The sequence below is a fragment of the Oceanobacter sp. 5_MG-2023 genome (assembly GCF_030548165.1).
In the GTDB taxonomy this organism is placed as follows: domain Bacteria; phylum Pseudomonadota; class Gammaproteobacteria; order Pseudomonadales; family Oceanobacteraceae; genus Oceanobacter.
In genome coordinates, this window is record NZ_JAUORS010000020.1 from 1 (window position 1) to 25,462 (window position 25,462).

Annotated in this window: 14 protein-coding genes; 9 read left to right on the forward strand and 5 right to left on the reverse strand. The window is 53.7% G+C overall.

Annotation, left to right across the window (positions count from 1 at the left end):
• The 3 genes from Q4551_RS12915 to putP form a co-directional block, all read right to left on the reverse strand.
• Positions 1-453, reverse strand: a 453-nt coding sequence (locus Q4551_RS12915; RefSeq protein ID WP_303434258.1) for a hypothetical protein, incomplete at its 3' end; no start/stop codon positions are given.
• Positions 454-954: 501 nt separating this feature from the next.
• Entirely contained in the window at positions 955-4,629 is a 3,675-nt protein-coding gene (gene putA / locus Q4551_RS12920; RefSeq protein WP_303434259.1) for a bifunctional proline dehydrogenase/L-glutamate gamma-semialdehyde dehydrogenase PutA, read from the reverse strand.
• A gap of 456 nt (positions 4,630-5,085) precedes the next feature.
• Positions 5,086-6,552 carry a sodium/proline symporter PutP gene (gene putP, locus Q4551_RS12925; RefSeq protein ID WP_303434260.1) on the reverse strand — a complete coding sequence of 489 codons (1,467 nt, stop codon included), beginning with the start codon at positions 6,550-6,552 and terminating at the stop codon, positions 5,086-5,088.
• Positions 6,553-7,019: 467 nt separating this feature from the next.
• On the opposite strand from putP, the gene Q4551_RS12930 reads away from it, so the two are divergent.
• The 7 genes from Q4551_RS12930 to Q4551_RS12960 all read left to right on the forward strand — a co-directional run bounded on the left by Q4551_RS12930 (position 7,020) and on the right by Q4551_RS12960 (position 17,040).
• On the forward strand, positions 7,020-7,490 hold the full coding sequence (locus Q4551_RS12930; protein ID WP_303434261.1) for an Lrp/AsnC family transcriptional regulator: 471 nt from the start codon (positions 7,020-7,022) through the stop codon (positions 7,488-7,490).
• A 462-nt stretch (positions 7,491-7,952) separates the two neighbouring features.
• Entirely contained in the window at positions 7,953-9,035 is a 1,083-nt protein-coding gene (locus tag Q4551_RS12935) for a TRAP transporter substrate-binding protein (protein ID WP_303434262.1), read from the forward strand.
• Between the two features lie 109 nt (positions 9,036-9,144).
• Complete coding sequence (locus Q4551_RS12940; protein ID WP_368501400.1) at positions 9,145-9,675, forward strand: TRAP transporter small permease subunit; 531 nt, start codon at positions 9,145-9,147, stop codon at positions 9,673-9,675.
• On the forward strand, positions 9,672-10,964 hold the full coding sequence (locus Q4551_RS12945; RefSeq protein WP_303434263.1) for a TRAP transporter large permease subunit: 1,293 nt from the start codon (positions 9,672-9,674) through the stop codon (positions 10,962-10,964). The genes Q4551_RS12940 and Q4551_RS12945 overlap by 4 nt, the downstream gene beginning before the upstream one ends.
• Positions 10,965-10,980: 16 nt before the next feature.
• Positions 10,981-12,441, forward strand: coding sequence for a cache domain-containing protein (locus Q4551_RS12950; protein WP_303434264.1), 1,461 nt, complete (start codon positions 10,981-10,983; stop codon positions 12,439-12,441).
• Positions 12,438-13,112, forward strand: coding sequence for a response regulator transcription factor (locus Q4551_RS12955; RefSeq protein ID WP_303434265.1), 675 nt, complete (start codon positions 12,438-12,440; stop codon positions 13,110-13,112). The genes Q4551_RS12950 and Q4551_RS12955 overlap by 4 nt, the downstream gene beginning before the upstream one ends.
• 439 nt (positions 13,113-13,551) lie before the next feature.
• Positions 13,552-17,040 (forward strand): glycoside hydrolase family 9 protein, encoded by a 3,489-nt coding sequence (locus Q4551_RS12960; RefSeq protein WP_303434266.1) that lies wholly within the window; start codon positions 13,552-13,554, stop codon positions 17,038-17,040.
• 128 nt (positions 17,041-17,168) lie between these two features.
• Here the strand turns inward: Q4551_RS12960 and sbcB are convergent, their stop codons facing one another.
• Complete coding sequence (gene sbcB / locus Q4551_RS12965) at positions 17,169-18,611, reverse strand: exodeoxyribonuclease I (RefSeq protein ID WP_303434303.1); 1,443 nt, start codon at positions 18,609-18,611, stop codon at positions 17,169-17,171.
• A gap of 283 nt (positions 18,612-18,894) precedes the next feature.
• On the opposite strand from sbcB, the gene Q4551_RS12970 reads away from it, so the two are divergent.
• Positions 18,895-21,609 carry a DUF349 domain-containing protein gene (locus Q4551_RS12970; RefSeq protein WP_303434267.1) on the forward strand — a complete coding sequence of 905 codons (2,715 nt, stop codon included), beginning with the start codon at positions 18,895-18,897 and terminating at the stop codon, positions 21,607-21,609.
• A gap of 245 nt (positions 21,610-21,854) precedes the next feature.
• Positions 21,855-23,117 (forward strand): PQQ-dependent sugar dehydrogenase, encoded by a 1,263-nt coding sequence (locus Q4551_RS12975; protein ID WP_303434268.1) that lies wholly within the window; start codon positions 21,855-21,857, stop codon positions 23,115-23,117.
• Positions 23,118-23,211: 94 nt separating this feature from the next.
• Here Q4551_RS12975 and Q4551_RS12980 read toward each other — a convergent pair whose 3' ends face one another.
• Positions 23,212-24,735: a DUF3360 family protein gene (locus tag Q4551_RS12980; RefSeq protein WP_303434269.1), complete on the reverse strand. Its 1,524-nt coding sequence runs from the start codon at positions 24,733-24,735 to the stop codon at positions 23,212-23,214.
• Positions 24,736-25,462: the final 727 nt, after the last annotated feature.

Below are 25,462 nucleotides of genomic sequence, written 5' to 3' on the forward strand. Positions count from 1 at the left end.
GGTGATTGCTCCGACTATACCCAATGTCGCTGCGATCCAGCCCCAATCGGACGTGCCGCTTTCTGCTGACGCCCCTGGTGCGCCCGCGAACCAGTGAACCGGCTCTTCCACGACAATATAAGACTCGCTGCTGCCCGCCAGTTCCTGCTCTGACAGCACCTCCATCCGGATCATTCTGCCAGGCTCAGCTTCGGGTGACAGTACCAGCCCCCCAAACCCGGGGGTCACAAAGAAGTCATCGATGCGCGCCACCACATCACCATCCACCTCGATCTCCAGGTCTTTACCCTTGCGCCGTATTCCCATTGCGGCCGGCGTGATCAATGCCCCATCCTGCAACAGCACGTAATAGAAACCGGACTGGGCTGACACCACAGCCGGTTCATCACCGTTATACACTTGACCAGCATAGTCATTAAGAGGGTTAAAAACGGCTACGCGATAAATCGGCATGTAATCATTCCTTGTTTAATAGGGTGGCCACCCAGAGCTCATCCTTGGAAATAGCGGCCACTTCTATCATTAAGAAACTCAGGCGTCCATACTCAGCAACTAGCAAAGCACTAAGATGCCAAATAGGTCTAAAATATCGAAGTAATTTAGAAATAATTTAAGAAGCAGTATAAAAAACAGGAAAAATTATCTCATCAGTCAAAGACTGATTTGGTATCAATAAATAAATGCCCCCCGTATTTTATGCTGGTCAGACCTCAGCGAATATTTATTCGTTATTCGATCGGCCACGATTAGACTCAGTGTCACCCGTTAGCACAAAACAGCAACAAATCTGCCGCAAATAATCCACTGCTTTGAATATCTCTCGCTGTCTTCCATTTTTATATGGAGGATCGGTATATGGAGGATCGGCCAGTGAGTGGAGACACCCAGCACCAGCAGACTTCAGACAATGGTCACCCACCTGACTTTGTCAGGCCGATGACCATATTGATATGGCTATTCCGCAGCCGCTATCAGGCTGGCATTGCCACCAGCAGCGGTAGTATCGATACAGATATGCCGTTCAAGCTGGTAACGATGGCTGTTTTTATCGTCATCAATCAGGGGCAGCAAGGCTCCTTCCCGTTGCGCCAGTGCGATACGACACGCTCGCATGTACTCTTCCTGACCAGCACAAACAACCGCATCAATGCCTTTTACTGGCGTTAGTGCAGCCGCTTGCAATGCGCCATCGAGCGCAACCACCGGCCACTCGTGTCCGCGTAACGATGCGACGGCTTGTTCGGCACCCGGTGCTATAACAACCACCCGATTACCACAAGCCAATGCCAGCGCCGCCTGATGCAGAGCCCGCGCCAGCGTTGGCCCAAGGCACAGCATCACACCACGAGGATGCAACGATAACCGATTGAGTTCACCCGTTGGTCCGGGGAGTTCAAGTGTCGACGGATCTTCCAGTACGACCTGAATACCCAGGGCAGCAAAGCTGTCATTAATCTGCTGCGATAATGGTTCGGCGTGTTGCCTGGCGGCAGCAAATCCTTGCCCGGCGACATCATCCAATGCTTGTTGCAACGTCGCCGCGGTGATGGTGGCGTGATCGATAGCCAGCACTTCTCGCGCAGAAGACGGTGCGATAAAACGTTCAACATAATGCGGCCCACCGGCTTTTGGACCTGTCCCCGACAACCCTTCACCACCAAATGGCTGAGACCCCACCACAGCACCAATCTGGTTGCGGTTGACGTAGGTATTACCCACACGAATACGACGGGACAAGGCATTAACCCGGGAATCCATACGGGTATGCAAACCAAAAGTCAGGCCAAATCCACGTGCATTAATTGCGTCAACAACCTGTTCCGCATCCTCTCCCCTGAATCTCGCCACATGCAGTACAGGACCAAAAATCTCTTCTGGCATATCGGCAATTCCATTGACGTTGACCACCGCCGGAGCCACAAATCGCCCCTGCTCTGGCACTGTCATACGCTTCAATAGTCGTCCGGCAGCGGCATGTTCATCCAGGTATTGATTGATTTTGTTGCGAGCAGCGTCATCAATCACAGGGCCAATGTCCGTTGATAACAACCAGGGATCTCCCAGTGCCAGTTCGTCCATGGCGCCGTACAACATATGCAGCAAATGGTCGGCAATATCTTCCTGTAAATATACGATCCGGAGTGCTGAGCATCGCTGACCGGCACTCTGGAATGCCGATGCCAGTATGTCGCGTACAACCTGTTCCGGCAGTGCAGTTGAGTCGACGATCATGGCATTCAGACCGCCGGTTTCGGCAATAAGCGGCGCTTCTGCAGACATCGCACTCGCCATTGCCCGGTTGATGGTTTGAGCCGTTGCGGTAGAACCGGTAAAACACACGCCTTGAATACGGGCATCCGCGGTCAATGGTGCACCAACATCCCGCCCCGAGCCCGGCAACAGTTGCACCACGTCCAGTGGGATACCGGCGTCATGCATCAAGGCTACCGCCCGCGCCGCAATCAGCGGGGTCTGGTCGGCGGGTTTTGCCAGTACTGTATTCCCGGCAGCAATGGCAGCTAACACCTGTCCGGTAAAAATTGCCAGAGGGAAGTTCCAGGGAGAAATACAGCTGATCACACCACGGGCGTTGACCTCCTCCCCCCTGGCGGTCAAGCGGTCGTCCAGTTGCTGTGCCTGATCGGCGTAATAACGGGCGAAATCCACGGCCTCGCGTACTTCGCCCACGGCATCCAGCAGGGTTTTGCCAGCTTCTCGCTGTACCAGTGCAAACAGCTCCACTGCATGCTGTTCATACTGGTCAGCCACCCGGTTCAGCAAGGCTGCCCGCTGCGCCACCGGAACCGCTGCCCAACGCGGGGCTGCTGCCACTGCGGCAACAATCGCCGACTCGATATCAGCGGGACTGGCGGCAGTGACCTGCCCGACAACATCATTGGGTTGAGCCGGGTTGATGACCGATGAGCATGCAGCGCTTTCTGTACTCTCCTTGGCTGCTGTGTCAGCGGCGACCATGGGTATGGCTTGCCACTGGCTGGTCGCAAAGGCAGCACGGGCGGCAAGAATTTTCTCAACCTCGACCACATCGGTCACGTCCCAGCCCTTGGCGTTCTGGCGCTGATCACCAAATAATTGTGACGGCGCAACAATCAAGCTGCTGGGTTTGGGGTCATGCCACACCGCTGCGATATCAAAGGGGTCCCGGGCAATCACCTCAGGTGTAATGCGGGTATCGACAATCTGATTAACAAACGAGCTGTTGGCTCCGTTTTCCAGCAAACGCCGCACGAGGTAGGCCAGCAAATCGCGATGTTCGCCCACCGGGGCGTAAATACGACAGCGGGTGCCTTCGCGCTTCAAGACTTCATCATGAAGTGCTTCTCCCATACCATGCAGTCGCTGCAGTTCAAACTGATGCTTGCCGACGTGCTGGGCAATCCGCAAGACTGCCGCTACTGAATGGGCGTTATGGGTCGCAAACTGGGGATAGATATGATCGGTCATGCCCAAGAGCTTTTCGGCACAACACAGGTAGGAGACATCGGCATGTGCCTTACGGGTGTACACCGGAAATCCTGCCAACCCCAAGGTCTGGGCCCGTTTGATTTCGGCATCCCAATAGGCGCCTTTCACCAATCGCACCATGATGCGCCGGTTCAGCCGTTGCGCCTGGGCATAGAGGAAATCAATCACATGCGGCGCTCTCTGGCCGAACGCCTGTACGACAACCCCAAAGCCATCCCAACCGGCCAGTTGCGGATCTTCCAGCACTGCGACAATCACATCCAGCGACAGATCCAGCCGATCAGCTTCTTCCGCATCAATATTGAATCCCATATTGTGCTGTTTGGCCTGACGTGCCAGTTCGCGGGTACGTGCCACCAGCTCAATCATGACCCGCTCCCGTTTGGCAAATTCATAACGAGGATGCAGGGCCGACAGCTTCACCGATATGCCGGGGTTTTCAGCCATCGTTGCGCCGGTACAAGAAGCTGCTAAAGCAGCGATAGCCTGGCTATAAGCATCGAAGTAGGCTTTGGCATCGTCTGCGGTACGAGCCGCTTCGCCCAGCATGTCGTAGGAATAGGTGTAGCCCTGACTTTCCAGCTTGCGTGCCCGTTCGGTGGCATTACGGATATGACTGCCCAGCACAAACTGGCGACCCAATTCTTTCATGGCTTGCGCCACGGCCACCCGAATCACCGGCTCTCCCAGCCGTTTCACCAGACCTCGCAACGTTGACCGCAAGCCTTCCGCCCCTGTTGGCGAAATCAGTTTGCCAGTCAGCATCAGCGCCCAGGTAGAAGAATTCACCAGACCAGAGCGGGACTGCCCCAGATGCTCACTCCATTGCCCCGGAGCCACCTTATCTTCAATCAACTGATCGATGGTAAATGCATCCGGCACACGCAACAGCGCTTCGGCCAGGCACATCAGCGCCACCCCTTCTCGAGTGGTCAGGCCGTATTCCGCCAGAAAATTCTCCATCATGGTGGAACGCTTGCGGCTGCGGACCGCTCGCACCAAGGCAGCCGCATCAGCTGAAATTTCCTGGCGCAGTGGCGCAGACAAACGGCTATCGGTGACCAGTTCAGTCAGCGCCTGACGTTCATCCATTAAATAATGATCGCGAATCGCGTCGCGAATGGCAGGGATATTGGCACTCATGTTACAGCCCTCATGGATACAAAACATTAAGCTGAATATGCCGCATTTTTGTGTTTATTTTTTCCTAAAATATATTAATAAACATCACTTTAAGACTAATTTTTAGTAAAAAACAAGAAAAAGAACAATAAAAAACAGTCAATATAAGTAGAAAATCACTAAGAAGAAAAAACCAGTGAATCACTCCCATAGACCCCGAAAAACGATGGAGAAAGACATAAGAAGAGCAGCTGACAAAGCTGCCGGGAATGACCGGGAAGAGACCCGCAACAGGTACGGCGGAGAGACAGCAGACTTTGCAGTCGAAGTGAAACAGAGATCAACAAGAGAATACCCGCAGCACAAGGCCAGGTTCCTTCCCTGACCATTGCACCATGCCGGTCGTACCGTTGAAGACGACCATAATACGTCGCCTTCACTGGGCTCTGTTAGCCCCGGCAACCTCAACCACAAAAATCAGCTACGAACTTCCGTCACCACATCATCAAACTTCTGCTGGATTGAATCCTCTGGCTCGCGGGTCGCCATGGAAGCAACCACCACTGCAAGGGTCGCCAGCAGAATACCAGGGATGATTTCGTACAAATCAAACCAGCCACCTTCCAGCTGTTTCCAGACCACCACGGTAATACCGCCGACAACAATGCCAGCCAGCGCACCCTGACGCGTCATCCGTTTCCAATACAACGACAAGATCAAGGCCGGACCAAAGGCTGCACCAAAACCTGCCCAGGCATAAGACACCAGATCCAACACTCCGGATTCCGGATTTAACGCCAGAACAGTAGCGATAACGGCAATACCCACAACCGCAAAACGTCCGACTTTTACCAACTGTTCGGAACTGGCGTCTTTATGAAACAGCGCTTTGTAGAAGTCTTCCGCCAATGCTGAAGAAGACACCAGCAACTGGGAATCCGCCGTACTCATGATCGCCGCCAGAATAGCGGCCAGCAGAACACCGGCAACCAGCGGATGGAAGATGGCATCCACCATCACCATAAAGACCGTTTCATTGTCTCCCAGACCTGTTTTCAGATAAGCCACGGCAAACAGCCCGATGGCCATCGAACCGATCATCGCCACCCCGGTCCAGGCAACAGCAATGCGACGGGCTGCCGGTACATGATCCTTGCTTTTGATGCCTTTGAAACGCGCCAGAATATGCGGCTGGCCAAAATAGCCAAAACCCCAGCCAATCAATGACAGGGTACCAATCAGGGTAATCGGTGTGCCGTCTGCATTGGTGAACGCATCCAGCAATTCGGGGTTGCTATTGGCTATCTTGTCGAAGGTTGCCGATATGCCGCCCATCTCGGACAGGGCAATCACAGGTACCAGAACCATCGCCCCGACCATCAGCAAGCCTTGCACGACATCCGTCCAGGACACCGCCAGAAAGCCACCAAACATGGTGTAGGAAATCACTGCCACAGCCCCCAGCACAACCGCCAGCTGATAATCCAGGCCGAATACGGTTTCAAACAGTTTGCCTCCTGCCACCAGGCCGGAACTGGTGTAAAACAGGAAAAACACCAGCACAAAAATCGCAGACACTACCCGCAAGGTATGGCTTTTATCTTCAAACCGCTTTTCAAAAAAAGCCGGCAAGGTCAGCGCATCACCGGCTCGCTGGGAATAAACCCGCAGACGCTGGGCAACCAGCAACCAGTTGGCCCAGGTGCCAATCAGCAGTCCACCTGCCAACCAAAACGCACCATAACCTGCACTCATGGCGTAGCCTGGCAAACCCAGCAACAGCCAGCCACTCATATCCGAGGCGCCAGCACTCAGGGCACTGGGAATTGGCCCGAGATTACGGCCACCCAATACATAATCCGACAAGTCTTGAGTGCGTCGATAAGCAATAATGCCGATACCCAGCATGACTGCCAGATACACGATAAACGTCAAAGTAACCATGGATCGTCCTCTTTCATTGTTTGCTATTAATTGAGGTATCGCATCAAGAAGATACCGCTCTTGCAGAGAGACATCTCACCTTATCCAGCCAATACTGTCAGGTTCGAGCCCATGGGAAATAAAGCCTAAAGCAGAGCCAGTGGTCGAATTGGCTGTTTTTTAATATTTCATGGTCTATTTGTTTTTAAATTTGTTTTTTAAACTGCATTTCGACCAAGTTTTATGCGTGTAAAGATAATTTCACCGATGCATCACCAGCGTGCAACATAATCATCCCCAACACGCAAAAGCACCATGTCAGTGCATAATCAGAAAGGCATAATTGTTAATCAAAACCAATAGGTTGAGATAATTTCTCTAATATTATTGTTTTATTTAGAACAAAATACGCATCATTTCCCACTACAATGGCTCTTTCCCGTTCCTGTAAATGACCCATTACTGCCCGACAAGGACATCAAAACTTCATGGATTCTCAAGAAAATCTTGACAAGCTCGATATGGCCATCCTTCGCGAGCTGCAGAAAAACGGCCGAATCACCGTAACCGAGCTGGCTTCGCTGATTGGATTATCCAAAACTCCCTGTCAAATCCGTATGAAACGGCTCGAAGAACAAGGGTACATTCTCGGTTACATGGCATTGCTTGATCAAAAGAAACTTGGCACCAAATACGTTGCCTTTGTGCAAGTGTCGCTCAGCGATACTCGCACCAGTGCGCTCAAAGCCTTTAATGATGCCGTGCGTACCATCCCTGAAATCGAGCAATGCCATATGACCGCCGCGACCTTTGACTATCTGTTAAAAGTCCGCACTTCCGACATGGAATCCTATCGCGCCGTGTTGGGAGAAAAAATTTCTTCCCTGCCTTACGTCACCCAGACCAGTACTTTTGTTGTGATGGAAAACGTCAAGGACATTGAATCCAAGCTGATTTGACATCGACATCAGGACCTCAATCGGTAAATCGGGGCCAGCGTCTTGCTGGTTCTCCTGATGAAAGGGCCAGACAGGCCAACCCACCCCCAACATAAGCCTAAAGTAGTACACGATATTTACTGAACTTTTATTCCTATAAACAGCAATACCCAACTTGTCGCAAGCTCATTGCGCCAAAGCATGGAAAACCCAATAACAATGGGACTTTGAAGCTGTTTTTTACGCTGATTTTGTGCTGTCCTTCCGGTCACATTCGCATACTACTTACGTAGTTACACCAAGATAATTTACCTACCAATAATCACCAATATAGTAAAAACACCAGCAACCCCCGCAGTCCAACGAATAGCCGAAACAATCATCTGCAACGACTATACTGCCTCCACGAGACGATTGATGGTCGTGCAGGCAGTTGCCACCTCGACGTCGTTCCGACGGACTATAAAAAAGGATAACAACAAGATGCTCAAATTATCGAAACTGAAGCGCGGCCTGCTGGCCGGATTCTGTGGTCTGGTTGTCGCCTCTGGTGCCCAGGCAGCAGACAAGGTTTACCGTTTGAAAATGGCCGAAACCTGGGGTGCCAACTTCCCTATTTTTGGTGATTCTCCACGCAACATGGCAGCCATGGCAGAGAAAATGTCCAATGGCCGTTTGCAAATCACCATCGACTCAGCCAACAAGCACAAAGCACCGTTTGGTGTTTTCGATATGGTCCGTGCCGGACAATACGATATGGGGCACTCAGCGTCCTATTATTGGAAAGGCAAGGTCCCCAACACCCTGTATTTCACAACCATGCCTTTCGGCATGACCGCACCTGAGCAATACGCCTGGTTCTACTACGGCGGCGGCATGCAACTGATGGACAAGGTATACAGCAAGTTTGGTCTGATGAGTTTCCCGGGTGGTAACACCGGTAATCAGATGGGCGGCTGGTTCCAGAAAGAAATCAACTCCCTTGATGACCTGAAAGGTCTGAAAATGCGCGTACCCGGTTTCGCCGGTGAAGTTCTGGCAGAACTGGGCGTCAGCCCAACCAACATTCCACCAGGTGAGCTGTACACCGCACTTGAACGTCGTACCATCGACGCTCTGGAATGGGTAGGTCCATCACTGGACTTGCGTATGGGTTTCCACAAAATTGCACCGTACTACTACACCGGTTGGCATGAACCAGCCACTGAGCTGCAATTTTTGGTTAACAAGCGCACCTGGGACAAACTGCCAGAAGATCTGCAAGAAATCCTGCGTGTTTCCATGCGTGCCGCATCTTATGAAATGTACATTCAGTCTTACCACGAATCCGCCATTAACCTGGACGTGATCAACTCTGAATACCCGAACGTCAAAATCAAAACCTTCCCTGCTGATGTCATGGCTGCCATGCGCAAAGCCAACGACAAACTGCTGACAGAAAAAGCGGCTGAAGACCCACTGGCCAAGGAAATTCTTGATTCCCAAGCCAACTACATGAAAAAAGCACGTGCCTGGACGGATATTTCCGACAAGGCCTACCTGAACAGCGTCTCTGTCGGCCAATAAGCCTGCGGTGATTCATGCAAGTCAACAACCGGGTTAACCCCGACCGTTGGCTTGCTGGAGCAGAGTCACCCTCTGCTCTGTTCCCTCCAGTACCCCAAGGGAGAAAATTATGTTGGTTCGGCTTGAGCGAGCGATTAATCGCTTTTCCGATCTGCTCGGTACGATATCCGCCGTACTGTTTCTGATCATGTTGGTGAACGTCTTTATCGACGTTGTCCTGCGCTACGCGCTAAACGTTGTTTATATCGGTTCTCAGGAGATGGAATGGCACTTGTTTGCAGCCATGTTCATGCTGGCCGTTCCCTACACTCTGAGAGCCGAAGGCCATGTCCGTGTTGACCTGGTGTATGAACGCCTGTCCATGCCAAAGAAAAACTGTATCGATATTGCTGGCGGCTTATTGTTATTACTGCCGTTCTGCCTGTTGGTCGGTTACTACGGCATCGGCTTTGCCCACGAAGCGTGGGAACTGGGTGAAACCTCAGGAGACCCCGGTGGTTTGCCTGCTCGCTGGATCATCAAATCCGTTATTCCCGTGGCCTTTTTTGCCACCGCCATTTCAGGTGTTGGCATGATACTCACCTCAATCAATGAGTTGCGCGGCGTCAAACACGAGCACCACAAGGAGGCTGCACTGTGATTGGTATTGTAATGTTTGTTGTGGCCCTGCTGATGCTGATGTTTGGCTTCCCTGTGGCTTTTACCTTTGGTGGTGTAGCACTGATTTTTGGTGTGATTGCCGAAGGCCCGGACATGTTTGCCTTCATGCCATTCCGCATTCAAAGCATTATGGAAAACGTCACGCTGATGGCGGTTCCGCTGTTTATCTTTATGGGCATCGTGCTGCAGCGCACCAAGTTGGCGGAGCAATTGCTCGAAGCCATGGGCAAGCTGTTTGGACGCGTCCGTGGTGGCCTGGCGATTTCGACGGTTCTGGTAGGGGCGCTGTTGGCAGCCTCAACCGGTGTGGTCGGTGCTTCCGTTGTCGCCATGGGCCTGATCTCACTGCCTGTAATGCTGAAATACAACTACGATAAATCCCTCGCCTGCGGCACCATTTGTGCGTCAGGTACATTGGGACAAATCATCCCGCCGTCCATCATCCTGATCATTCTCGGTGACGTGATGGGGATTCCTGTCGGCGATCTGTTCCAGGCAGCAGTCATGCCCGGCTTCATGCTGATTGGCATTTATATTCTCTATATTCTGGTTTATTCCTTCCTCAAGCCAGAAGCCGCGCCTGCGTTGCCTGTCGAAGACGATGGCACCACCCAGGCCCAGATGTATACCCAGGCGATTATTGCCATTATTCCGCCATTGGCGCTGATTCTGGTGGTACTGGGATCAATCTTTGCCGGTATCGCAACCCCGACAGAATCGTCTGCATTGGGTGGCATTGGTGCCATCTTCCTGGCCACTGTTTACGGCCAGTTCAGCTGGAAAATGCTGTACCAGTCGGCGCAGGAAACCGTCAAGATCACGGCAATGGTTTTCGCGATTCTGCTGGGTGCAACAGCGTTCAGCATGGCCTTCACCTACACCGGTGGTGACTACATTGTTGAAGAAATCCTGACCAGCCTGCCTGGTGGACAACTCGGGTTCCTGATCCTGTCGATGATCGCTATTCTGATTCTTGGCTTCTTTATCGACTTTGTTGAAATCAGTTTCATCATTGTGCCGATTCTGGCGCCGGTTGCAGATGCCCTGGGGATCGCTCCACTGTGGTTTGCCATTCTGATTGCCATGAACCTGCAAACCAGCTTCCTGACACCGCCGTTCGGGTTCGCGCTCTTTTATCTCAAAGGGGTCGCGCCTCCACAGGTGCAAACAACAGACATCTATAAAGGGGTTTTGCCTTTTATTGTGATGCAGGTAGGCCTGGTAGTGTCTATCATGATGTTTCCGGAGTTTTACGGTCTGATCGACTAGCCGTTCCCGGATAACATTGGACAGCCCATGCGCCAGCATGGGCTGTCGTTATCACTTCACAACAACAAGAATCGACATTACGGTGAACCTGTCACTCAAAGCAAAAATCCTGTTACTGACGGTCTTGCCCTTGATCGCCCTGTCATTAACGATCAGCTGGCTGTATCAACGCCAAGCCAAGGAACTGGCTTACCAGCAAGTCGCTGTTTTTGAAGAAAACCTGATGGCCGGCCGCCGCGAGGCACTCAAGAATTACACGCTACTGGCCATGAACTCGATATCCCCCACACTCGAACAACTCGAGAACGGTATGGAACGCTCCAGCGCCGAATACCGGATCAAGCATCAGCTACGTGGCATGCGCTATGGCAGTGACGGCTATTTCTTTGTTTACACCCAAGCTGGCACCAATATTGTCCACCCTACCCAACCCCATCTGGAAGGACAGGACCTGATCGACCTGCAGGATGAAAACGGTCAATTTGTTATTCGGGACCTGCTCGATATTGCCGAATCCGGTGGTGGGTTCTACCAATACCTCTGGCGTAAACCCACCGACGGTAACGACGTCAACAAACTCGGTTACGTCATACAGATTCCGGCACTGGGCTGGATGATGGGTACCGGCTTGTACGTCGACGACATCGCCAAGGAAATCGCCTTGATGGAGCAAAAGGTCGCCAATAATGTGCGCAAAAGTTTCTGGGCATCAACCATTTTGCTGATTGTGACACTGACAACCGTGGTGCTTATCGTCACACTGGTCAACATGCATACAACCCAACTGGCCGACCAACATTTACAACAACTCGCCAACCGCTTTGTCTCCTTTCAGGTTATTCAGCGTCGTCATTTTGCCCGCGAGTTACACGATGGCATCAACCAGCTGCTGGTCTCGGCCAAGTTGCGGCTGAATCTGGCCAACAAGCAATGGCCTGAGCGCCAGGCACTCGAGCACCAGACCAAGGCGGTCGAACAACTGGACATCGCCATCCAGGAAGTGCGCCGCATCTCCCACAACCTGCTGCCGGTTTTACTTGATGATCTCGGTCTGGAAGCGGCCTTGCACGGCCTGTTGGATGAACTGGAAGAACAATCGGACATCACCACCCGTCGCCGCATCCGGCTACCACGGGAACGCCTGCCAGACGCCATCGAAATGACCGTTTACCGGCTCGTGCAGGAAGCTCTGACCAATATTCACAAACACGCCCAGGCCACCCAGGTCAGCTTGAGCCTGACCGCCAGCGCCCAACAGCTGGTGCTGACCATGGGCGACAACGGATGTGGCTTTGCCAGTGATGAAGACAGCAGTGGCGTTGGCTTGATGAATATGCGCGAACGGGTCGAGCTATTAGGAGGAAAGTTTAGTGTCCGTAGTCGACGCAGCAAAGGTACACTCATAAAAGCAGCGTTTTTGCTTAATCCGGAGCCAGGCTTGGCAAGGGACCCCGAACTCAGTAAGGAATCGAAATGAACACCACACGCGCCCGCCCGCCCATTCGCCTATTGATCGCGGACGATCACCCCATGGTGCGCGAAGGCCTGAAGGTCAGTCTGGAAAGCGAGCATCTGATTGAAGTCCTTGCCGATGTCAGCAACGGCCAGCAAGCGCTGGAGCAAGCTGCCCTGTTAGGGCCCGACGTGGTTTTGCTGGATATCTCCATGCCCGTTATGGGAGGGCTGGAAGCCTGTGAGTCATTTCGGCAACGCTTTCCGGAAATTCGCTTATTGATTGTCACCATGCACGACAACCGGGAATATATCCTCAAGGCCGTGCAAGCCGGTGCCGCCGGTTACGTCTTGAAAGACGTCCCCACCGAAGAACTGCTACTGGCAGTCCAAACCGTCTTTCAGGGAGGCACCTACTTCAGCTCCAGCGTGGCCAAAACCCTGTTCAGCGAATTTGGTACTGCCCCGGCACGAAACACCAACAGCCAGGGTCATCAGGCACTCAGCCCACGGGAAACCGACGTGTTATCACTACTGACGGAGGGGATGGGCAACAAGGAAATTGCCGGTCAGCTGAATATTTCCGTGCGCACGGTCGAAGCCCATCGCCTCAAGATCAAGCAAAAGCTGGGCATTAACAATTCTGCCGGACTGATCCGTTACGCTCTCGATAACGGTATTGGCAAACCGGTTTAATTCCTGTTCCAGTCCTCAGTCCTGGGCACCGCCATTCATCCGCTACAAACATCCAGCGGGTGCCAATAACGCCGGTGCCCACCGGCTTTGACCGACGTTATCTATCCATTCCCCATTTGCCGGTGTCATTCGCTGCCAGGCAACCCACAAAACGAACTCGATACCCGATACCTTGTCTTCCCCCGATACCTTACTATTCTCATAGAGTCTTTAGTGTCTGTTTTTTCATCAAGACTCAAGGTGGCATAAACAGCGGGATAAACAGCAGCGCTGCACTCGACACAACCAGACGGTATCGCCAGGTCTTGGCCTCTATGGCAAACAAATTGCCCAACAATCAGGTTCGTGACTTGTCGCACATCCAGCATCTTGGCTGCCGACTATGCTGGCCACCTATATTTGGCCCCATCAGCCAAACGGTCCACAGGAGATATGGCCCATGACTCATACAACGCTTTCAGGGTTGAGGAAAACACTGTTATCGCTCGCCATCGCGTCACTCGGAACACACGCTTACGCCACCCCCAACTACGGCGAAGCCCTGCAAAAATCCATTTATTTCTACGAAGCACAACAAGCAGGTGAGCTGCCCGCCTGGAACCGGGTCGAGTGGCGTGGTGACTCAACCCCCAACGACGGTGCCGACAACAGCGTTAACCTGACCGGTGGCTGGTTTGACGCCGGTGACCATGTCAAATTTGGCCTGCCCATGGCCGCCTCGGCCACCATGCTGGCCTGGGGTGTGATTGAAAACCCATCAGCTTATACCCAATCGGGCCAAATGGTCCACATCAAGAACAACCTGCGATTTGTTGCCGATTATTTTGTGAATGCCCATCCGTCCCCTAACGTCCTGTATGGTCAGGTTGGAACCGGTTCCAGCGATCATGCCTGGTGGGGACCGGCAGAAGTCATGCACGCCACCTCTGGTGCTGCCGCGACCCGGCCCTCATATGCCATTACCGAATCCTGCCCCGGTTCCGACCTCGCCGGTGAAACCGCGGCGGCATTGGCTGCAATCGCCATGGTGTTTGCCAGCGATGACCCGGCCTACTCCACCACCCTGCTGACCCATGCCGAACAACTGTATACTTTTGCCCGGCAATTCCAGGGCAAATATTCCGACTGCATTACCGATGCCCAATCCTTCTACAACTCCTGGAGTGGCTATCAGGATGAACTGGTCTGGTCTGCCGCCTGGCTCTACAAGGCGACCGGCGACAGCACCTATCTGAACAACGCCCAAAGCGACTACAATCAACTCGGTACCGAAGGCCAAAGCAGCAATAAAGCCTACAAGTGGACGCAAGCCTGGGATGACAAATCCTACGGCTCCTACGTTTTACTGGCGCAGCTGACTGGCGACAGCCAATACCGGGCCGATGCCGAACGCTGGCTTGATTACTGGAGCACTGGCTACAACGGCGAGCAGGTTCCCTATACCTCCGGTGGCCTGGCGCAACTGGATCAATGGGGCGCGACTCGTTACGCCGCCAACACCGCCTGGGTGGCACTGGTGTATTCCGACTACCTCCGCAGCATTGAGCCATCCAACAGCCGTATCAGCAGCTACTACAACTTCGCCACCAGCCAGCTGGAATACCTGCTCGGTGACAACCCGATGGGCCACCCCTACCAGATTGGCCTGAGCTCCACCGGCCCACTCAACCCGCACCATCGTACGGCTCATGGCAGCTGGGCAGATGACATCAGCAGCCCAAGCCAAAGTCGCCACCTGTTGATCGGCGCGTTGGTGGGTGGCCCTGCCAGCGGTGACGGTTATAGCGATGACCGCAGCGATTACATTTCCAACGAAGTCGCTACCGACTATAACGCCGGTTTTACCTCGGCACTGGCACGGCTTTATCTGGATTTTGGCGGCGACCCTATTCCTGATAGCGAATTTCCTGCCGCAGAAACTCGTGATACCGAGTTTTTTGTTGAAGCCAAGGTCAACGCCAGCGGCCCACGTTTTATTGAGCTGGCAACCACAGTCCACAACCGCTCCGCCTGGCCAGCCCGGATCAGCAATAACCTCACCATGCGTTACTGGGTTGATCTTAATCACGAGATAGCCGCAGGATACAGCGCCAGCGATATCACCGTATCCGCCGCTTACAGTCAGGCCAGCAGCATCAGCCCGCTGACCGCCTGGGGCGACCCGGCAGACAATATTTACTACGTCGACATTTCGTTTGCCGGGATTGATATTTTTCCAGGTGGCCAGTCTGACGAACAGAAAGAAGTGCAATTCCGTCTATCACTGCCCACCGATACCGACAACAGCGACTGGGACAACAGCGCTGACCCATCCTGGGACGATTACAGCAGCACGCTGGCCAATGCCCCTCAAATCGCCCTGTATGACGATGGCGAATTGGTCTGGGGGACGGAACCCACACCGGCTTGCGGTGTTGATACCGGCATCAACTGCACCCCGACGGCCGAGGCCACCAGTGCCACCACGCCGTATGAAACGGCCGTTACCATCAGCCTCAGTGGCAGTGACGAAGATGGCACCATCAGTGACTATCAAGTGGATACCGCACCAGCCCACGGCAGCGTCACCATCACTTCCGGCATCGCCAGTTACACCCCCGCCAGCGGCTATTTTGGCAGCGACAGCTTTACCTATGTTGTGATTGATGATCAGGGTGCCAGCTCCGACCCGGCCAGCGTCAGCCTGACAGTGGCAGAACCCATTGTGCCTGCCGTCAGCATCAGCACGCCGAGTAATGGCAGCGACATTGTTCAAGGCAGTGATTTTGTGCTGACCTTCGACATGTCCAATGTCAATTCTGTCGAGATCACACTCAACGGCAACCCGGTGGCCAGTGCCAACAGCAGCGGTTCGGTCACCCTGACCGCGCCATCGAGCACCGGCAGCTTTAGTGTGACCCTGACTGGCCTCGATATCAGCGGCGCGGCGACCGGAGCCAGCACCACGCTGACACTCAATGCCGTCGTTGCACCACCCAATAACGTGCCAGTTGCTGCGTTCAGTGTCAGCAACAGCTTTCTGAGCATCAGCCTGGATGCCAGTGCATCGACCGATGACGATGATGACACCCTGACCTACCAATGGGATCTGGGTGATGGCAATACAGCAACCGGACTGACGGCCAGTCATGAGTACAACAGCGCCGGCAGTTACGATATCACCCTGACCGTCAGTGATGGGGAAGACAGTGATACGTCAACACAAACAGTAACGGTCGCCGAAGCCCAACCTGGCAGTGTTGACTGCAGCATTGGTAGCATCGACCAGTGGAATACCGGCGCAGTCCTTAACAATATTGTTGTCACCAACCTGGGCGACAGCGAGGCTGACTGGAGCGTGATCCTCCCGGTCAGTGGTGTCACTGGCATCACCAATAGCTGGGGAGCCAGCGTTACCCTCAGTGGCAATAACATCATTGCCAGCGGCAGCAACCTGGCAGCGGCTGCGACCTACAGCTTTGGTTTCCAGCTGGAACATGACGGCAACTTCAGCTCTAACGGTTGCAGCGATGCGGCGGCGGGCACGGATACAGGAACGGATACAGGAACGGATACAGGAACGGATACAGGAACGGATACAGGAACGGACACTGACACGGATACAGGAACAGATACCGGCACTGGTCTGGCCGCCTGCAGTTTCACCATTGAAAGCGAATGGAACAGCGGTTACACCGGCCGTATCGACCTGACCAATACCAGCGACAGCACCATCAACGGCTGGGAAGTCAGCTGGACGTTCACGGATGGCAGCACCATGACCAACGGCTGGAATGCCAACTACAGCGGCAGTGGCCCGATCACTGCAACGCCTCTTTCCTGGAACAGCAGCATTGCTCCAGGAGCGACGGTTTCCTTTGGATTCCAGGGTGACAAAGCAGGCAGTTCAACCCCCAGTGCCGTCATTACTGGCGCTATCTGCCAATAATCCGGGCCGACCTGGTGAATAAAAAGCCCTCGGAGAGGTAACTCTTCGAGGGCTTTTTTTATTCAGTTTTCCCAGTGTCCAACCTGCATCTGGAATCTGACGCCGGGTTTTTCATCAACCATGCCGAATCAGTCGTAATCCAGCGGATAAATTGATTCGGCGTAAAGCTGCAAATCCTGCATCCACTGTTGCTTGCGGGAATCTTCAATCACCTGTTCCGCAGCCCGTTTTAATTCCTGGGCAAATTGCTCGAAGTTCAGCGCCTGACAGGCTGGGTTGGTATGAAACAGCCGTTCACGACGTACTGTTTCCCAGCGTTGCCGATCATCCCCCTCCAGCGTATCCGGAAAGTTTCTGGCGCGATAACGGAATAACATCTCATCACCGCGGCGATCTTTGAAGAGCTTCTGGAAGCCGGATAAATCCCACGGCGAGGCGTCATGCAGCTGGTTCATCAGATTACGATCCGCTGGCGAGAAAAAGCCATCGTACAGCTGTGCATCCACATCGCTGGCGGCCGCAAACGAACGACTGTCAAACACCTGCTGCAGCTTGCTGGTAAGGTCGGCACCCTGCTTGATCATACCCAGATGCTTACGCAAGGTATCACCACTCAGGTTCCAGCGTTCAGCCTGATCAGGCGTAAGGGTTTTGGCCGGAGCAACCACCGGAGACTTGTTCAGATGTATCTCTTTTAATGGCAACCGTTCGACCCCCTCTGGCAAATCTGCCGCTTTACTGAACACTCGCTGCTGTATCTCTTCAGCGGTCAGTTCAAACAAAGGAGTTGGGTCTTGATGCAGATCAAAAACAATCACACTGTTTTTGTTTTTAGGATGCATACACAAGGGCACTACAACCGCCATACAGCCCTGTTCAACCGGAAACATGCCCGAAATATGTACCAGAGGCTTGTGTTGCACCACATCAATCAGATCTGCAACCGCTTGTTTACGACGCAAGCCAAAAAGATAACGGTATAATTTTGGTTGTTTATCACGAATCAATCGTGCCAGTGCAATGGTTGCCCGCACATCCGATACCGCATCGTGGGCCTTGCCGTGATCGAGGCCATTGGCGGCTGTCAGGTGCTCCAGTTTGAAACTGATCCGGCCATCTTCGTGTTGTGGCCATTCGATTCCTTCCGGACGCAAGGCATAGGCACAGCGAACAACATCCAGCAAATCCCAACGGGAATTCCCCCCTTGCCACTCACGGGCGTAGGGATCAAAAAAGTTGCGATATAACGTGTAACGAGTGAACTCGTCATCAAATCGAATGCTGTTATAACCCGCACTGCAAGTACCCGGTACCGAAAAAACCCTGTTGATCTGATCAATAAACTCAACTTCTGGCAGACCTTTCTGCTGGCAGTCCTGGGGGGTAATACCAGTAATCAGCACCGCTTGCGGGTGCGGTAAATAGTCATCGCTCTGTTTGCAAAAAATCTCGACCGGAGGCTCAATCTCGTTCAGGTCTTCGTCGGTACGAATCGCAGCAAACTGCGCCGGACGATCCCACGCCGGACTGGCACCAAAGGTTTCGTAGTCATACCAGACAATGCTACTCACATGATTCTCCTGCTCTTGCCACCCCAGATCCGGGTCATACTGGCTGGCCAAATAAACGCCGATGATAACATGCTTACCCTGACGCAATGCACCCGGCTCTGGTTGCGATAGCGGCACCACTTCTCCCGGCTTCTGTGTAACAATCACGTTCACACCACGAGTCACAATACAGTGCAGGACAATCCTCCGGTGCGATTAAGTCGTGCCAGACTTCCTTAAAATGCCGCGCACTGTACAATGGCCACGCTTTTTTCCTTTGTGACAGGTTGGACGGATCAGCTCGATGTCTTTATTCAAGAAGTTTCTGAAACCAAAATGGCAACATTCCAACCCGGATGTTCGACGCCAGGCGTTGGCCGAAATGGCTGCCGAGCAACTCATCAGCTTTATCGACACAGAGCCTGACGAGGCATTGCGCAAGGCCGCGGTGGTACGCATTCGTGACGAGGCCCTGCTGGAAAGCCTGCTGGGGCACAACCTGCCGGATGTTCGGGATACCACCCGGGAACACTGGCTGAACCTGCTGCTGCCATCATCGGCAGACCTCAACAGCATCACCCACAGCGCCACACTGGTACGTATTGCCGGGCTGACCAAAGACCAGCAATTACGTCTCGATGCCATTGCCCGGATCTCTGACCAGAACGAACGCCTGGTAATTGCTCGCGAACACCCGGTCGCCAAAGTACGTCTGGCCGCTGCCGAAGGCATCGATCAACACGCCCTGTTACAGCAACTGCTGGAATTTGCCCAAGCGAAAGATAAAGCCGTCTATCGCCTGTGCAAGGAACGCCTGGCCGCTGCCAAAGCCAACCAGGAAGCCATTGCCGCCCGCAAGCAGCAAATCACCTATTTGCTGGAACAGGCCGCTTACCTGAACCGGGTAGGTTATGGCCCCGACTTTAACGGTCGCTTGCAAGTCATACAGCGCCAGCAGCAAGCACTTAACGACAGCCTGACCGATGAGCAGCGACACACGCTCGAATCCGCATTGCTTGACGCGAGCCGGATTCTGGAACAACACGCCGCGGAGGAACAGCGTCAGGCCGAAGAGCAGCAGCGTCAGGCCGAAGCCCTGGCAGCCCAGCAACAACTGGTCTCAGAGCTGAACGACGCCCTGGCAGCCGCCCCTTCAAGTACCGATCCGGAAGCGCTGAAGCAACAACTGCAAGCCATTGATGAACGCTGGCGCGCCACACAGACCGATCACAAGGCCGACGCCGACGCCTTGCGTTCATTCGAGAACACCATGCAACAGGCGTTAGCCCTGCAAGCCACTCTGGAGCAGGTCAGCGCCAAACAGCAAGAGTTGTCCCAGTGGCTGGAAAAAGACTTGCCTGCCGACATGCGCGGCCTGCAACAGGTAATCCAGAGCGGTAAAAAATGGCAAGCCCAATTGAAGTGGCCATCACAGCTGGAAGCACCCGAGTGGCTGGCGGCTCTCTCAGGCAAACGCCAGATCGCTGAAATCCGTCTGACGGAACTGGAAAACCAGCAAACCGCGCGTATGGATACCCTGCAGCGCCAGCTCGACAAACTGGAACAACACATCGACAACGGCCACCTGAAAGACGCTGGCAAGCTCTACGGCCAGGTGCATCAGAGCCTGCGCCAGGTAGATGGCAAAGCCGCCTATAACTTTCAGAACCGCATCAAGAGCCTGGCTGCCAGACTCAACGAAATGCGCGACTGGCAAGGGTTTGTCACAACCCCCAAAAAAGAAGCTCTGTGTGAGTCGATGGAAGCCCTGATCGATGCCGATATCAGCCCTGATGTCCTCGCCGACAAGATCCAGGTGCTGCAGGACGAGTGGAAAACACTCAACTCTTCCCAGCCCGACAAAGCCTTGTGGGATCGTTTTCAGGCAGCTGGCGACAAAGCCTTTGAACCTTGCCGCGCCTGGTTTGCCGACGTCGCTCGTCAACGGGAAGTCAACGTTGAACGACGCAACCAGCTGATCGAGGAACTGCGCCATTACGAAGCCAATCTCGACTGGGATCAGGCCGACTGGAAAGTCGTGCAAAAAACCCTCGAGACCGCTCGGGAAGTGTTCCGCGGCTACTCGCCGGTGGATCGAGCTGCACACAAGCACACCCAGGAACATTTCCGCGCCGCTTGCGACGCCATTTACAGCCACCTCAAGGCAGAATACGACCGCAACCTGGCAGCCAAGGCCGCCCTGGTTGAAGCCGCTGCCGACCTGGCCGAAGAAGAAGATCTGACCGACGTGGTAGAGCGCGTCAAGGAACTGCAACAGCAGTGGAAAGAAATTGGCATCACACCACGCGCACCAGACCAGAAGTACTGGCGTCAATTCCGCAGCCAGTGTGATGCCGTATTTGCCCGTCTGGACGAGCAACGTAACGAGCGCAAGGCGGAGCTGAACAACAGGGTCATTGAAGCAGAAGAGCTGGTCAATCAGGCTGCCGCCTTGCCAGCCAGCACCCTGTCGGCTGCTGACGTGCTTGAGCAATTCCAGCAGTACGAGCAACAGTTTGCGGCGATCGAACTGCCACGCTCTGCCCACCAGCGCCTGCGCAAACAGCTGGCTGACATCGCGGCGCAACTGGACGACCGTCAGGTGGCACAATCACAGGCCGAAGAACGTCAACGCTGGCAAGGTTTGCTGGATCGCTTGCAAGCACTGGCAGATCACAATGAAAGCCTCTGGCACGATGCCGATCAACTCCCGGATGGCTACCCGCTCGCCGCGTTTGAGCAACGTTGGCAGCAGGATCAGGATACCCCGGTTGCGATCGATACCGACGCCGCCCGAGACCTGTGTATTCGTATGGAAGTTATCAGCGGACTGGAGTCTCCGGCAGCGGATCAAGGCCGCCGGATGCAACTGCAGGTACAGCGGCTGGCGCAAGCCATGGGCCAAAGTATCGGCCACAGTGACGAACGCCTCGCCCTGGTGCTGGAATGGCTTGCAACACCCGCTGGCACGGCTCAGCAACAGCGCTTTATCCAGGCACTGAAAGCCAGTATTGGCTAGTTGGCTGGCTCCCGGCAACTTTCATCGTACTTCAGAGTCAGTGGCTTGAGCGCCACTCGCGCTGGTGTACGATGAGGCGTTGGCCTTGCCTTGATAGTTATCCCCTCTCCCTCGGCTGCCCTGCCACGATTGCCACCAACCGCTTTGTCCCCTTACTTTGTTCAGCGCCATCCGCTACTGTTCAGGCTGTTCTGCTGAAAACATAATCACAGCACCACTCCAATACACCACCCGGAGAGTACTGCATGGCCGCTTCCCCAATACGCCGCAGCACAACGACTCTAATCCCTGGCCAATCCGGTATTTTTCCCGGTCTGCTGACAGCAACCCTGCGACTGCTACTGATCAGCGGTTGCGCCAACTCAGCACTCGCTGCAGACCCACTCCCGGCCCCACAATCCTTCACCCCCTCGCCATTGGCGGTTATCCATTCCCAGCAAGGAAGTTTTATCCCCGAGGTAATAATCTCAGGCCTGAACCACCCTTGGGCAATGGATTTTATCGATGCCAATACGCTCCTGATCAGTGAACGTTCGGGCCAGCTACGTATCGCCCGCCATACGATTCAGGATGGCCAGCCACAGTATTTGCTCAGCCCGGCCATTGCCGGTGTCCCGGAAGTATCGACCGGGGGACAGGGCGGATTACTCGATGTTGCCTGGCACGATGGCCAGGTCTATTTCAGCTACGCCGAGCCGGGCAACCTGATGACCAACTCGACCGCGGTGATGCGCGCCACCCTGGTTGATGATGGCCATCATCGTTATCACCTGACGCAGCAGACAGTGCTGTTCCGGCAAGCACCCAAGTATGTATCCCGCTCCCACTTCGGTTCACGGCTGACCTTCGATCCACAGGGTTATTTGTATATTACATTGGGGGAACGCTATTTCCCCCGGGATGAAGCGCAGAACCTGGACAACCACCTCGGTAAAATCATTCGCCTGAATGCCGACGGTACAACACCAGCAGACAACCCTTTTGTTGATCAAGCCGGTGTCAGGGCCGAGATCTGGAGTTATGGCCATCGTAATCCGCAAGGTGCGGCGATTAACCCCAACAGCGGCGAATTATGGATACATGAACACGGCCCCAAAGGCGGCGACGAACTCAACCTGATCATGCCAGGCCGTAATTATGGCTGGCCTGTTATTACTTACGGCAAGGAATACGTTGGCGGCAGTATTGGTGAAGGTACCCATAAGGAAGGGATGGAACAGCCGCTGTACTACTGGGTGCCTTCAATCGCACCTTCCGGCATGGCATTTTATAGCGGTGAGGTTTTTCCTGACTGGCAGGGAGATGTCTTTATTGGCTCGCTGAAATTTCGTCAACTGGTCCGGCTGGAGCTGGACGGCAAACAGGTAATCGCAGAAGAGCGTCTGGATATTCCTGGCCTTGACCAACGTATTCGCGACGTCACACAAGGGCCGGATGGTTGGTTGTATCTGATCACTGACGACGATAACGGCAAACTGATCCGCTTGCGGCCGATATCAGAATCATAACCCCCTGAAAACAGCAAAGCGGCAAGGCATCCTGATGCACTTGCCGCTTTATTCGTCCGTCATTGAGTCATAGACGGACTATGTCGTCATGCCATTAGTGCTGGAAGTCTGACATCAAGGCCGGGATACCAGGCAGCATACCTACCATTGCCATCACACTGGTCAGCAGTACAAACATGATCAACGGGATGATCCAGCGGCTCATATGGCTTAATTCCGAGCTACGTTCCTTACAACCGATCAAGCCCAGGTTATCGAGCAGCATGGTCAAAGACCAGCCAAAGGCAGGGTTCACCAGTGATGAAGCAAAAACCACGATCGCAGCGGACTGGGTGGTTTTACCTTCACGGGTCATTTCCATACCGGCTTCCAGCAGTGGAATAAAGACACCCACAATCAAGGCCACACACAGCACCGGCTGCCAGATCGCCAGGTCCATCGGATAACCCCAGATTCCAGCAATGATACAGAACAGGGCCGTTAAAATGGCGCCAGCAGGAATCGGACGCTTGGCAATCGCCGCAGGCACAATATAAGTACCCCACGAAGAAGCAAAGTTGGCACCACCCAACAGGGAGCCGAAGGTTTGTCGGGCAGATGCGCTCATCATGGTGTCATCAATGTTCATCTGCACTTTTTCAGTACGTTGCGGGTAGCTGATTTTCTGGAAGACCTGATGCCCCAGGAAGTCAGGAGACCACATGGCAACCGCCAGAATGGCAAACGGCAAGACCACAATAAAGCTTTCCACGGTTGGCAAACCCAGCATCCAGCCAGTACTTTCACCCCACCAGTACATCGGGTCCATATGTGGCAGACCAGGCGCGGTATGAAATTCAAATGGTGCGCCCAGAGCAAATGCTGCACCACCACCCAGGAAGCAGCTCAGCGGTACCGCCAACCAGCGTTTCTGGAAGTGTTCCAACAAGGCATACAGCAAAATAGTCGCCAGAATCACAATAAAGGCGATATGCGTCATATCAATGGCTTCCGCCCAGGCAAACAGTTTTTTCACCTGCGAGATAGTGCCGATAAAACCCAGATACAACAGCAGGCCACCACACACGCCCTTACTGGTCAGCCGTGCCATCAGGCTCCCCCCTTTACTGATGGCGAGGATCAGACCAAAGGCACCAATCAATAGCCCGAAAGCCATCGGGTGCCCCCCTGCTGCCACAACAATAGGGATTAACGGAATCAAGGGGCCATGGGTACCGGCCAGGTTGGCGGTCGGTAAAATAAAGCCGGAGAACAATAAAATAAAAACAGAAACAATAAGAAGCTCGTAACGAACATTCTCTAGAATAAACGATTCACCCAACCCTAACGGGCCAGCAAACGTGGCGGCAATCGCGGCAACCATAACCACTTTACCAATGGTCGCGGCCATGGCCGGGATCGTATCTTCAAACTCGAAACGATAATCCCGGAAAGGCAAGTTTGGACGCCAGCGTTTGGGCTGCATGATTTGCAACTCATGCTCAAGGTACTCTTCTCGGCTATTAAACTCAGAGCTGGGTTTGTGCAGCTCTTGATAGCTACCAGAAACGGCTTGAGTATCTGTTTTCTGCCCTGCACCTGGTGGACTATTATCTTTATCTTTCGGTGTCGCGGTCATGATTTCTCCAGCAACATAGTTGCTACGCAAAATAAAATACGGTTGGTTAAAGCAAGTGGATGGTGCCGCGTAGAATAGACCAGGAATCTGGAAATTGCGATTAGGCAAATGTAGTGCTTTTATAATTATGGACTTCGCTGTAGACAGGGCTATTGACGCCAATATTCAGCTGCTCCCAGCCCCAAAATGACGCTGTTTCAGCGCTCACAGACCGCCGAACTCCCCCGCCACAAAGACATATCCCTTGAGACAAAAACCTTGAATCCACCCAAAAGAGCCTTTTTTGGCTCAAAATGAAGCCTTTAGCACGCATCAAGACGCCAAACCATTGATTCAAGTCAACTTATTACTCTCTACTGCCTGGATTGCCATATTAGCCCCAATCATCAACCTGCCTGACCGCTGGCAGGGTATAAAAACACCCCTCAAAACAGGGATAGTTCCATATGAGCCAACACTTATAGTCTCCAGACTCATCAATCAAGCCTCAAATCAGGGGCCTCAGAGCCGTTGCAAGCGTGTTGTTGGCTACGCTTTTTGTCACACCTGTCAGTTAGTATTAGCTGGATAAGCAAGAGGGAAAATGATTATCAGCGCCAATTGCGTGGCTAATTGGCGCTATCGTCACAAGAGAGGCGTATGCAGGTATTTTGAGGTTGGCGGCACCGACGCCAGCGGCTTGATTAATTCGCGTGGATTCCGGGGCCAGCCCGGAACGGCGCACCGG